The sequence below is a fragment of the Micromonospora sp. NBC_01699 genome (assembly GCF_036250065.1).
GTDB lineage: Bacteria > Actinomycetota > Actinomycetes > Mycobacteriales > Micromonosporaceae > Micromonospora_G.
Map to the genome: position 1 here is coordinate 6,881,196 of NZ_CP109199.1, position 11,853 is coordinate 6,893,048.

General features: G+C 70.7%; 14 protein-coding genes. 1 reads left to right on the plus strand and 13 read right to left on the minus strand.

Translation table 11 applies throughout. The features are described from left to right. Positions 1 to 4: 4 nt before the first annotated feature. The 11 genes from atpA to prmC form a co-directional block, all read right to left on the minus strand. On the minus strand, positions 5 to 1,657 hold the full coding sequence (gene atpA / locus OG792_RS28160) for a F0F1 ATP synthase subunit alpha (protein ID WP_329103924.1): 1,653 nt from the start codon (positions 1,655 to 1,657) through the stop codon (positions 5 to 7). Positions 1,658 to 1,724: 67 nt separating this feature from the next. After that, positions 1,725 to 2,546 (minus strand): F0F1 ATP synthase subunit delta, encoded by an 822-nt coding sequence (locus OG792_RS28165; RefSeq protein WP_329103926.1) that lies wholly within the window; start codon positions 2,544 to 2,546, stop codon positions 1,725 to 1,727. After that, the gene (locus OG792_RS28170; RefSeq protein ID WP_329103928.1) at positions 2,546 to 3,082 is read right to left on the minus strand and encodes a F0F1 ATP synthase subunit B; all 537 of its coding nucleotides are present in this window, start codon (positions 3,080 to 3,082) and stop codon (positions 2,546 to 2,548) included. The genes OG792_RS28165 and OG792_RS28170 overlap by 1 nt, the downstream gene beginning before the upstream one ends. Before the next feature lie 31 nt (positions 3,083 to 3,113). Continuing rightward, complete coding sequence (locus OG792_RS28175) at positions 3,114 to 3,347, minus strand: F0F1 ATP synthase subunit C (protein WP_329103930.1); 234 nt, start codon at positions 3,345 to 3,347, stop codon at positions 3,114 to 3,116. A 67-nt stretch (positions 3,348 to 3,414) separates the two neighbouring features. Then, a complete protein-coding gene (gene atpB / locus OG792_RS28180) occupies positions 3,415 to 4,209 on the minus strand; it encodes a F0F1 ATP synthase subunit A (RefSeq protein ID WP_329103932.1) in 795 nt (264 codons plus the stop codon). A 12-nt stretch (positions 4,210 to 4,221) separates the two neighbouring features. Beyond that, positions 4,222 to 4,464 (minus strand): AtpZ/AtpI family protein, encoded by a 243-nt coding sequence (locus OG792_RS28185; RefSeq protein ID WP_329103934.1) that lies wholly within the window; start codon positions 4,462 to 4,464, stop codon positions 4,222 to 4,224. Positions 4,465 to 4,626: 162 nt separating this feature from the next. Further along, entirely contained in the window at positions 4,627 to 5,004 is a 378-nt protein-coding gene (locus tag OG792_RS28190; RefSeq protein WP_329111478.1) for a hypothetical protein, read from the minus strand. Positions 5,005 to 5,083: 79 nt separating this feature from the next. After that, complete coding sequence (glyA, locus tag OG792_RS28195) at positions 5,084 to 6,361, minus strand: serine hydroxymethyltransferase (RefSeq protein ID WP_329103935.1); 1,278 nt, start codon at positions 6,359 to 6,361, stop codon at positions 5,084 to 5,086. A gap of 101 nt (positions 6,362 to 6,462) precedes the next feature. After that, complete coding sequence (locus OG792_RS28200; protein WP_329103937.1) at positions 6,463 to 7,086, minus strand: arsenate reductase/protein-tyrosine-phosphatase family protein; 624 nt, start codon at positions 7,084 to 7,086, stop codon at positions 6,463 to 6,465. 1 nt (position 7,087) lies between these two features. Further along, positions 7,088 to 7,732: an L-threonylcarbamoyladenylate synthase gene (locus OG792_RS28205; RefSeq protein ID WP_329111479.1), complete on the minus strand. Its 645-nt coding sequence runs from the start codon at positions 7,730 to 7,732 to the stop codon at positions 7,088 to 7,090. Then, positions 7,732 to 8,706, minus strand: a complete 975-nt coding sequence (prmC, locus tag OG792_RS28210; RefSeq protein WP_329103938.1) for a peptide chain release factor N(5)-glutamine methyltransferase — start codon at positions 8,704 to 8,706, stop codon at positions 7,732 to 7,734. Before prmC ends, OG792_RS28205 begins: the two co-directional genes overlap by 1 nt. Before the next feature lie 73 nt (positions 8,707 to 8,779). Between prmC and OG792_RS28215 the strand changes: the two genes are divergently transcribed. Beyond that, positions 8,780 to 10,336: a GGDEF domain-containing protein gene (locus tag OG792_RS28215; RefSeq protein ID WP_329103939.1), complete on the plus strand. Its 1,557-nt coding sequence runs from the start codon at positions 8,780 to 8,782 to the stop codon at positions 10,334 to 10,336. A gap of 21 nt (positions 10,337 to 10,357) precedes the next feature. Here the strand turns inward: OG792_RS28215 and prfA are convergent, their stop codons facing one another. Both prfA and rpmE read right to left on the minus strand, forming a co-directional pair. Next, entirely contained in the window at positions 10,358 to 11,446 is a 1,089-nt protein-coding gene (prfA, locus tag OG792_RS28220; RefSeq protein WP_329103940.1) for a peptide chain release factor 1, read from the minus strand. Positions 11,447 to 11,561: 115 nt separating this feature from the next. Then, positions 11,562 to 11,786 carry a 50S ribosomal protein L31 gene (gene rpmE / locus OG792_RS28225; RefSeq protein WP_121156762.1) on the minus strand — a complete coding sequence of 75 codons (225 nt, stop codon included), beginning with the start codon at positions 11,784 to 11,786 and terminating at the stop codon, positions 11,562 to 11,564. Between the last annotated feature and the right edge of the window lie 67 nt (positions 11,787 to 11,853).

Here is an 11,853-nt window from a genome sequence, read left to right on the forward strand (position 1 = left end):
AGCCCTACTTCTCTACCGCAGCGTCAGTCCCGCCATCCCGGTACCGGGTCACGGTCTCGCGGTTCTCGTCGCCTTCGAGCGGCTCGGCCGCGGCGTCGTTGACCTTCACCTCGTCCTGCTTACCCAGGAACTGGGCCTTGAACCGGCTGATCGCCTCGTCCAGCGCCGCCGGCTCGTCGGAGCCCCAGTTGAAGGCCGCGATCGAATCCAGCGTCGACTTGTAGTTGTGCCGCAGGAACTCAAGGAACTCGTTCTCGAACCGGCGGACGTCGGCCACCGCGATGTCGTCGAGCTTGCCCTCGGTGCCGGCCCAGACCGACACCACCTGCTCCTCGACCGCGAACGGCGAGTAGTTCGGCTGCTTGAGCAGCTCGACCAGGCGGGCACCGCGGTCGAGCTGGTTGCGGGAGGCCTTGTCCAGGTCGGAGGCGAAGGCGGCGAACGCCTCCAGCTCGCGGTACTGGGCCAGGTCCAGCCGGAGCCGGCCGGCGACCTTCTTCATCGGCTTGACCTGCGCCGCGCCACCGACCCGGGAGACCGAGGTACCGACGTTGATCGCCGGCCGGACACCCTGGTTGAACAGCTCGCCCTCAAGGAAGATCTGTCCGTCGGTGATCGAGATGACGTTGGTCGGGATGAACGCCGAGATGTCGTTGCCCTTGGTCTCGATGATCGGCAGACCGGTCATCGAGCCGCCGCCCAGCTCGTCGGAGAGCTTGGCGCAGCGCTCCAGCAGGCGGGAGTGCAGGTAGAAGACGTCACCCGGGTACGCCTCGCGGCCCGGCGGGCGGCGCAGCAGCAGCGACACGGCGCGGTACGCCTCGGCCTGCTTGGTGAGGTCGTCGAAGACGATCAGGACGTGCTTGCCGCCGTACATCCAGTGCTGCCCGATGGACGAGCCGGCGTACGGGGCGATGTACTTGAAGCCGGCCGGGTCGGAGGCGGGCGAGGCGACGATGGTGGTGTACTCCATCGCGCCCTGCTCCTCCAGCAGGCCCTTCACCGAGGCGATGGTGGAGGCCTTCTGGCCGATCGCCACGTAGATGCAGCGGACCTGCTTGGCCGGGTCACCCGACCGCCAGTTGTCCCGCTGGTTCAGGATCGTGTCGATCGCGACCGTGGTCTTGCCGGTCTTCCGGTCACCGATGATCAGCTGACGCTGACCCCGGCCGATCGCGGTCATCGCGTCGATGGCCTTGATGCCGGTCTGTAGCGCCTCGGTGACACCCTGTCGGGCCATGACGTTCGGCGCCTGCAACTCAAGCTCGCGAAAGCCCTCGTTGGCGATCTCACCGAGACCGTCGATCGGGGCACCGAGCGCGTTCACCACGCGGCCCAGGAAGGCGTCGCCGACCGGAACGGACAGCACCCGGCCGGTGCGCTTGACACGCTGGCCCTCCTCGATGCCGGCGTAGTCGCCGAGCACCACGGTGCCGATCTCCCGGACGTCGAGGTTCAGCGCCACGCCGAGCGTGCCGTCCTCGAACTCCAGCAGCTCGTTGGCCATCGTCGAGGGCAGTCCCTCGATGTGCGCGATGCCGTCACCGGCGTCGGCGACAGCGCCGACCTCCTCGCGGGAGATGTCGGGCGAATAGGAGGAGACGTAGCGCTCCAGGGCGCCGCGGATCTCCTCCGACGAGATGGTCAGCTCGGCCATCCTCTGCTTCCTCTATTCAGGGCCCGGAGTTAACTCAGAGCGGCAGGCTAAGTACGGCGTAGTTCGTTCAGCGCTTGGTCAGCGCGTTACGGGTTTCGGTGAGTCGGCGCAGGATGGTGCCGTCGTAGAGATCGGCACCGACCTGGACGCTCAGCCCGCCGAGCACGTGCGGGTCGACCGTCTGCTTGACGGTGACCTCCCGACCGTAGATCTCGGTCAGCTTGGTGCTCAGCCGGCGCTCCTCTTCCTCACCGAGGGGCGCCGCGACGGTCACGTAGGCCACCTGCCGGTCACGGCGGTCGGCGGCCAGCTCCACCAGGCGGGTGAGCCCGTTGGACACGGACCGTCCACCGAAGCCGGCCAGGGCCACCTCGGCCAGGCGGATGGTCGACGGCTTCGCCTTGCCGGACAGCAGCGTCCGGACCAGTTCGGCCCGCTGCGCCACCGGCGCGATCGGGTCGGACAGGGCGTTGCTCAGTCCGGTGTCCCCCCCGACCACCTGGCCGAAGCGGAACAGCTCGTCCTCGACCTCACCGAGGTCGCCGGCCCGGTCGGCACTGGCCAGCAGTGCCTCCACGCCGAGCCGCTCGGTGCCGGTCAGCAGTTCGGACGGTGCCGACCAGCGCCCGGTCGCCAGGGCGGTGAGCAACTCGGACGCGTCCGAGGTCACCTTGCCGCCGACCAGGCTGCCCAGCAGGCCCGCCCGCTCCTCGCCGGAGCGGGCCGGGTCGGACAGGGCCCGCCGCAGCCGCGCCTCCCGGCGCAACAGATCGGCCACGGCGAGGATCCCGTCGGCGGTGTCGGCGATCGCCGACGGCTGGGCGGTCTGGGCGTACGCGTCCAGACGTTCCGCCGCGGCGGCGTACGACTCCCGGCTGGCGGCCTGCATCAGCGGGCCCCCGCGCTCTCAAGCCCGGTCAGGAAACGCTCGACCGTGCCCTTCTGACGCGCCTCGTCGGCGAGCGACTCACCGACGATCTTGCTGGCCAGGTCGACCGCGAGCGTGCCGAGCTCCGCGCGCAGTTCGCGCGAGATGGTCTGCCGTTCGGCGGCGAGCTGTTCCTTGCCGAGCGCGATGATCCGGTCGGATTCCTCGCGTGCCTTGGCCAGGACGTCCTGTCGGATGCCCTCGGCGTCGGCCCGCGCGTCGTCGCGGATCTTGGCGGCGTCGGTACGTGCCTCCGCCAACTGGGCCCGGTACTGCTCAAGGAGCTGGTTGGCCTCGGCCTGTGCGACCTCGGCCCGCTTGATGCCGCCCTCGATCGCTTCGACCCGCGCCTGGAAGGTCTGCTCCATGCGCGGGAAGACGAACTTCATCAGTACGAAGCAGAGCACCGCGAAGGCGACCGAGCCAACCACGATCTCCTGCCAGAGCGGCAGGATCGGGTTGTGCTCTGCCGCGCCCTCAGCAGCGAGTGAATACATGTGAACCCTCCGTCGACGAAGGTGGGCGGGACTAGGCGGAAGTGCCGGCCCAGATGAAGCCGAACGCGATGCCCAGCAGCGCGAGCGCCTCGATCACGGCGAAGCCGATCCAGACGTACGGCAGGGTGATCCGCGACGACTCGGGCTGACGCGCCGTCGAGTTGATGTACGCGGCGAAGACCAGGCCGACGCCGATGCCGGGGCCGATGGCGGCAAGGCCGTAACCGATGGCGGCGACGCTGCCCTCTACTGCGGCGATGTCCATTAGTTGGTTCCTCCTGGTTATCACGCGTGACGGTCACGCGGGACGACAACGGTTGTGCGGTTGTGGATCAGTGCTCTTCGGCGACAGCGCCCTGCACGTAGCTTGCCGTCAGCACGACGAAGACGTAGGCCTGTAGGACGATGACCAGTGCTTCGAGGAAGGTCAGCGCGACGGTCATCACCCAGGAGAGCACCGAGACCGGCGCGAGCAACGGGGTCGCGTTGAGCATCGCGAATCCGCCGAGGGTGAAGACCAGCAGGAGCATGTGGCCGGCGAACATGTTCGCGAACAGACGCACGGCCAGCGAGAACGGACGGACCACGAACGTCGAGAATGCCTCGATCGGGACCAGCAACGGCAGGATGTACCACGGCGCCGGCGGAATGAGCGCGTTCTTGAAGAACTTGCCCGCACCGTGGTGCCGGATGCCCACCCAGATGAACATCACGTAGCTGACCGCCGCGAAGATCGCCGGGAAGGCGATGTGTGAGTTCGGCGAGATCTGGATTACTGGAACGATGCTGAACAGGTTCGTCAGCAGGATGAAGCAGAAGAGCGTGGTGAAGTACGGCGCGAAGGCGACTCCGCGGTGCCCGATCATCTCCACGGCGATGTTGTTGCGCACGAAGCCGTAGATCGACTCGGCGAACCACTGCTTCTTGCTCGGCACCAGCTGCGGTTTGCGGTAGCTCAGCAGGAAGAACAGGATCAGCAAACCAGCCGCGAGCCAGACCAACAGGGTGATCTTGGTGACCCACGGCGAGTGTCCGCCCCACGGGGCGATGCTGGGCAGGAAGAAGTCCCCCACGCTGGGTGGAAACGGGGTATCGCCCTCCGCGAGGACGACCGACTGTCCGATCACCGCGTCCCTTCCCTAGTTAGGCGGCGCGCCGAGTTGGCGGATGACCAGGTAGATCCCCCCGGCCGCGCCGAGTACCACGCCGATTCCGATGGCGACACCATCGGTTTCGAGCCACCGGTCGACCAGCCAGCCGATGAAACCCCACACCAACATCCCTGCGATCAGGTATGCGAGCGCGGTCCAGCCCTGTCCGGCATTGGGCGGCTGATAGTCGCCTGTGCCGTCAGCGGGTTGGGGGGTTTGGTCACCGGCCATGACGGGGCGAACGATATCAGCCAGAAATACGAGGCAAGGAGGCACCCCCCGCACAACCGATGTGTGTGGGCGTTCTGGGGCGCGGCGTCGTCTGGAGGCACGCTACTCCCCTTGGGCCCGCTGGGAAATGACCGATCACGGACAGTTTTTCGCCGCGCCGTGCTATCGGGCGGTCCGCCGCAGGTGAACAGCGGTGATCCACCAGATGTGCACCCCGGTCCAGACCGACACGCCGGCGACCACGCCGAGCGCCAACGGCACCAGCCCTGGCCAGCCAGTAGCAGCCGCGGCGACCATCAACACGCCGAACACGGAGAATTTGGCCGCGTACATCGCCAGGCCGAACGGGAGGACCAGCTGCGGGTCGACCGAATCGGCCCAGGCCACGACCAACGTGGACGATGTGTAACTGAAAGTGACGACGGCGACGCCGATCGCCGCGCCGATCGCCCCGGTCGTACCCGAGGTCAGGCCGCCCACCAGCGCGGCCAGCGCCACCAGCCCCGCCGAGGCCAGCAGGAGCACCGGCAGATGCCGCAGCCGCCAGTGTCTGTCCGTCGGGGTCGCAGGGTCCGTGACGGCGTCGGCGGCGGGTGCGTCCTTCGCCGCGAGGTCGTGGTCAGCCACGGGGGTACGCCGGGAAGCCGGCCACCAGCTCGGTGACCTCGTGGGCGACGGAGGCCAGGATCTCCTCGCCACCGGTGGCGGTCGGATCGGTCCGGACGGCCCGGGAGATCAGGGTGGCGATCTGCCGCATCTCCCCCTCCCGCATTCCCTGGGTGGTGACGCTCGGCGTGCCCACCCGGATCCCCGAGGCGATCATCGGCTTCTGCGGGTCGTACGGGATCGCGTTCTTGTTCAGCGTGATCCCCGCCCGACCGGTCCGTTCCTCCGCGTCCCGCCCGGTCACGTCCAACTCACGCAGGTCGATCAGGGCGAGATGGGTGTCGGTGCCACCGGAGACCGGCCGCATGCCCTCGTCGGCCAGCCCGGCGGCGAGCGCACGGGCGTTGCGGACCACCTGGGTGGCGTACGCCTTGAAGTCGGGTTGGGCGGCCTCGCGCAGGGCGACGGCCTTGGCCGCGACGGCGTGCATCAGCGGACCACCCTGGGTGAACGGGAACACCGCCTTGTCGATGCGCTCGGCGAGCGCCTCCCGACAGAGGATCATGCCGCCGCGCGGTCCCCGGAGCACCTTGTGCGTGGTGAAGCAAACCACGTCGGCATATGGCACCGGGGACGGGATCGCGCCACCGGCCACCAGCCCGATGAAGTGCGCCGCGTCCACCATCAGGTACGCCCCGACCTCGTCGGCGATCTCCCGGAACCGGGCGAAGTCGATCAGCCGGGAGTACGCGGTCGCGCCGCAGATGATCAGCTTTGGTCGGTGCGCCAGCGCCAGGTCGCGTACCTCGTCGTAGTCGATCAGCTCGGTGTCCCGGCGGACGGTGTAGCCGATCGGGGAGAACCATTTCCCGGAGAAGTTCACCCGGCTGCCGTGGGTCAGGTGACCGCCGTGCGGCAGCTCCATCGCCAGCACCGGGTCACCCGGCTGCACCAGCGCCGCGTACGCGGCCAGGTTGGCGCTCGCCCCGGAGTGCGGTTGCAGGTTGGCGTGCTCGGCGCCGAACAGGTCCCTGGCCCGGCTGATGCCGATCTCCTCGGCCCGGTCCACCTCGGCGCAGCCGCCGTAGTAGCGCCGGCCGGGATAGCCCTCGGCGTACTTGTTCGTCAGGGTCGAGCCGAGTGCCGCCAGCACGGCCGGCGAGGTGAGGTTCTCGCTGGCGATGAGCTGCAACCCGCCCCGCAGCCGGTCCAACTCGCCCAGCACCACGTCGGCGATCTCCGGATCGGTGGCTGCCAACTCGTCGAAGTCGGGCCCGTAGAACTTGCTCATGTGGTCTCCTCGTCGAGTGCGCCACCGCAGTGGAGTGTACGGAGGCACCCCGGCGGGACCCACCCATGCCCTGGTCGGGACGACAACCCGGCCGTCGGCGCTCAGGGCAGCAGGGCGGCGGCGAGCGGGTCGACGCTCTCCTCGATCTCGTCGGCGACCCGGCTGAAGCACTGGTCGCCCCGGCCCCACGGGTCGTCGAGGTCGTCCGCCGGCAGCGGTGCGCCGCCCCGCCGGGTGGCGTCGACCGCCTCGACCAGCGCGACGCCTCGGGCGTACACCTCGTCCGGGGTGGCCGCCGCGGCCGGTAGCCGGGTCAGGTCGACGGCGGCGAGCAGCCGGCCGAACTCGCCGAGCACGAAGGTCCGCCCGCTCGCGTCGGGACGCAGCGCGACCACGTAGTCCTGCTGGTCGGCGGTGGCGGTCAGGACCAGGTCGGCCGCGTCGATCTGGTCCGAACGCAGCTTGCGGGCGGCGAACCCGTCGACGTCACCGCCGCGGAGGCGGACCTGCCGGGCGGCGGGCGGGTTCATCTCCTCGCCCGCGTGCCAGCCGCCGGTGCCGGCACTGTGGCTGTGCAGCAGCTCGTCGGCGCTGCCCGGCCCACCCGTCACACCGTCGGCCCGCCGGGCGAGCCGCTCACGGACCGCCAGGGTGAGCAGCCGCTCGGCCATGGGCGAACGGCAGATGTTGCCCATACAGACGTGCAGGACGGTGAACGGTGGCACCCTAGGCCGCCCGGCCCTGAATGTCCGGTACGACGTCGCGCAGCTTCTCCAGCGGGATCGCGCCCTCGCGCAGCACCCGGGGAATCTCACCGGTGACGTCGACGATGGTGCTCGGCACCGGATCCGGCGCCGCCCCCGCCTCCAGGTACGCCCGGACGGCGTAACCGAGCTGGTCGCGGGCCTCCTCGGCGGTGTTCGCCGCGGGCTGCCCGGTCTTGTTGGCCGAGGAGACCGCCATCGGACCGGTCTCCCGCAGCACCTCCAGCGCGACCGGGTGCATCGGCATCCGTACGGCGACCGTGCCGGCGGTGTCGCCGAGGTCCCACTGGAGGCTGGGCGAGTGCTCGACGACGATCGTCAACGCGCCCGGCCAGAACGCGGCGACCAGGTCCCGGGCGATCGACGGCAGGGTGAAGACCAGCCCGTCGAGGGTGTGCCGGGAGCCGACCAGCACCGGCGGTGGCATGGACCGGCCGCGCCCCTTGGCGTTCAGCAGCGCGGTGACGGCGTACGGCGTGAACGCGTCCGCGCCGATCCCGTAGACCGTGTCGGTGGGGAGCACGACCAGTTCGCCGTTCTTGACCGCCTCGATCGCGGCGGCGATACCGCGGTCGCGCTCGGCCAGGGACCGACAGTCGTAGAGCATCACGAGGAGCCAGTCTGCCACGCCGGAGCGGCATCGGCGGCACGGGTGCCGACAGTGCGACACGCGGTGACAAACCGGGCCCGACCCGTCAGGTCCTGGTGGTCGTGTACCTCGTCGAACCGGCCGTCGGCGCGCAGCAGCGCCGGCACCGCCTCGGCGTGGGTGTCGTCGTGTTCGATGCCGAGCAGCCCGCCGGGGCGCAGCAGGTCGGCCGCGCGGGCCAGCACCGGCCGGATCACCGACAGGCCGTCGGGGCCACCGAAGACCGCCTCCGCCGGGTCGTGGTCGGCCACCTCCGGGGGTACGGCGGTCGCCGACGGCACGTACGGCGGGTTGCACAGCAGGACGTCCACCCGCCCGGCCAGCCCGGCGAGCAGCCCCGGATCGGTGACGTCGCCGGCCACCACCTCGATCGGCCGGTCCCCGGCGGCGGCCCGCTCGGCGGCGTTGCGGCGCAGCCAGGCCAGCGCCTCCGGGGACCGCTCGACCGCCACCACCCGGGCCTGCGGCACCTCGTCGGCGACGGCCAGGGCGATCGCCCCGCTGCCGCTGCACAGGTCGACCACGAGCGGCTCGGCGGGCGCCCCGCCCCCGGCCGCGGCGACAACCTCGCGGGCCGCCTCGATGCCCCGACCGGCGAGCAGTTCGGTCTCCGGGCGGGGTACGAAGACACCGGGCCCGACCGCCAGCTCCAGATAACGGAACGGTGCCGATTCGAGCAGGTACTGCAACGGCTCACGCCCCGCCCGGCGGCCGACAAGTTGCTCGAACCGGTCAAGTTGGGCGGGGGTGAACCTGGCCGTCAGCGCCAACCTGCCACGCGACGTGTCCAGCACGTACGCGGCAAGCAGTTCCGCTTCGGCCCGAGCCGGCCCGATCCCGGCGGCGGCCAGTACGCCGCTCGCCCGGCCGACGGCGACCGAGGGCCGCAACCGTTCTGACCCTTCGGCGGGCTGCTGTAGGAAATCTGTCACGCCATAATCATGGGACGTCGGACGGGGCACCGGACACGGGCGGCGTTCGTCCGCGATTCGTAGGAGGTTCCGCGTGAGCTGGCTCGACCGGGTCAAAGACCAGGCCGAGGTCCTCATGCACGCTCGTGGGCTGATGGAGGCCGGTCGGTCCGCCGCGGCGTGTCAGACCTTCGAGGATGTCATCGGCAGCACCGAGGACCCCTACTCCCGGGCCGACGCGCTGGTCCAACGCCTGTCCGCGCTGATCAACCTGGGCCGGACCGCCGAATACACCACCGCCGTCGAGCGGGCCTTCGACGCCGCCCGCGACCTCGTCTCCGAGCCGTACCTGCACGGGCACCTGCACGCCCTGGCCGCGCTTGCCGCGCACGACCACGGCGCCCTCGACCGGTGCGTCACCCACCTGGTCCGCAGCGCCCAGGCGCTGGCCGCGGTGGAGGACCCGGACCGGGAGACCGCCTGGGCCTGGCACGACCTGGCCATGGCCTACTCCTACCTCAGCTTCCACGGCTACGCGCTGTCCGCCATCGAACGGGCCCGCCAGCTCGGTGTCGCCGCCGGGATATCCGACGAGACCTTCGCCGCGCCGGGCATCCGGCTGCGCAACGCGGTCACCCTGGACCACCACGGCGACAGCGACGGCTGTCTGCGGGTGCTCCGCGACATCGGCGGTGACCTGGACCGGTTCGTCTCCACCAGCGGCGGTTCCCGGCTGCGGCCGAGCAGCCTGGTCGCGTACGGCTACGCCGTCGCCCGCCGGGCGGCGCTCGGTGAGCCGACCGAGCTGCCGACCGGGATCTCGGCCACCTCACTGCTCAGCAAGGGCGGGGACAGCGCGCGGGCACGCGACATGCGGCAGCTCGGCGAGGCGTGCCTGGCGATCGCCGCCGGGCGACCGATCGAGGCGATGACCCGGCTGGACACGGTGACCGTGGCCGCCGAGACCCTCGGCGCGGCCGAGCACGCCCGGTTGCGCAGCATGGCGTACAGCAGGGCCGGTGACCACGCGGCGGCGCACCGGGCCGACCGGTTCGCGTTCCGGCTCGCCGCCCAGCGCAACGACCGGCTCCGCGACGTGTACGTGGACGGCATCGCGGCCAGGATCGACCACGAGGAGTTGCGCCGCGAGGCGGCCCGGTACGAGGACGAGGCGCTCACCGACCCGCTCACCGGCCTGCCGAACCGCCGCCGGTTGGAGCGGTACGTCGCGGCGATGGTGGGCCGGGGCGAGCGGGCGGTGATCGGGGTCTGCGACCTCGACGGCTTCAAGGCGGTCAACACCGCGCACGGCCACCACTCCGGTGACCTGGTGCTGCAACGCATCGCCGGGGTGATCAACCGGGTGATGCGGCGGGGCGACTTCGTGGCCCGGTTCGGCGGTGACGAGTTCATCGTGGTGCTGCCGAGCGCGGGCATGGCCGAGGCGGCCGACGTGGGCCGCCGGATCGTCGCGGCGGTGCACGGCGAGGACTGGGCGGCGCTGGTGCCGGGCACCCCGGTCGGGGTGAGCGTCGGTTTCGCCGAGGTGAGCGGAGCCGGTGCCAACCTGCGGGAGGCGCTGAGCACCGCGTTCAAGGTCGCCGACCGGGAGATGCTGCGGGCGAAGACCACCCGCCCCCGGGGCTCCTGACCCTCGGTCGCGACCCGCCGGTCAGCGGCGGGACAGCTCGCTCTCGCCGGCCAGCCTGGCTGCCCGGTCCGCCTCGGTCAGCGCGTCCAGCACGGCGTCCAGGTCCCCGGCGAGCGCCAGGTCGAGGTTGTACGCGGTGTAGCCGATCCGGTGGTCGGTGATCCGGTTCTGCGGGTAGTTGTACGTCCGGATCCGCTCCGACCGGTCGACCGTACGCACCTGGAGCCGGCGGGCGTCGGACGCGGCCGCGTCGGCCTGTTCCTGGGCGGCGGCGAGCAGCCGGGCCCGCAGGATCCGCATCGCCTGCTCGCGGTTCTGGAGTTGGCTCTTCTCGTTCTGGCAGGAGACCACGATCCCGGTCGGCAGGTGGGTGATCCGCACCGCCGAGTCGGTGGTGTTGACCGACTGGCCGCCGGGGCCGGACGAGCGGAAAACGTCGATCCGCAGCTCGTTCGGGTCGACGGTGACGTCGACGTCCTCGGCCTCGGGCAGCACCAGTACGCCGGCGGCGCTGGTGTGGATCCGGCCCTGGGACTCGGTCACCGGCACCCGCTGCACCCGGTGTACGCCGCCCTCCCACTTGAGCCGGGACCAGACGCCGTTGCCGCCCTCCGGTACGCCCTTGGTCTTCACCGCGAGCGAGATGTCCTTCACCCCGCCAAGGTCGGAGTCCTGCACCTCAAGCACCTCGGTCACCCAGCCGTGCCGCTCGGCGTACCGGGTGTACATCCGGAGCAGGTCACCGGCGAACAGCGCGGACTCGTCCCCGCCCTCACCGGCCTTGATCTCCAGGATCACGTCCTTGGCGTCGTGCGGGTCGCGCGGGGCGAGCAGCTCGGCCAGCCGCTGTTCGAGCGCCGGCAGGGCGGCGGCCAGCGCGTCCACCTCGCCGGCGAACGACGGGTCCTCGGCGGCGAGTTCGCGGGCGGCGTCGAGGTCGGCGCGGGCCTCGGACAGCTCGCCGGCGGCCTTGTGCAGCGGGGTCAGCTCGGCGAACCGGCGGCCGACCCGGCGGGCGGTCGCCTGGTCGGCGTGGATCGCCGGATCCGCCAGCCGCTTCTCAAGTTGCGTGTACTCGTCGAGAAGGCCAGCCAACCGCTCACTGCTCATAACCCGTACTCCTCATGACCGAGCGGGGGAACCGCGGCGGGAAAGGCGAACCGCGGGCACATACGGACAGCGCCCGCGCCCGGTACGAACCGGGACGCGGGCGCCGTCGACGCAGCTACTTGGCCTTCTTGGCCTGAACCTTGGCGTACTTCTGCTGGAACTTGGCAACCCGGCCGGCGGTGTCGAGAACGCGCTGCTTGCCGGTGTAGAACGGGTGGCAGGCGCTACAGGTCTCGACGTGGATCGAGCCGCCCTTGGCGGTGCTGCGGGTGGTGAAGGTGCTACCGCAGGAACAGGTCACCTCGGTGGTGACGTATTCCGGGTGGATGTTGGGCTTCATGTCGCCTCGGTCCCTTTCGTCAAGTGGTCGCCGGGTCGCCGTCAACGCTCGTCACGATCGCGTGGCG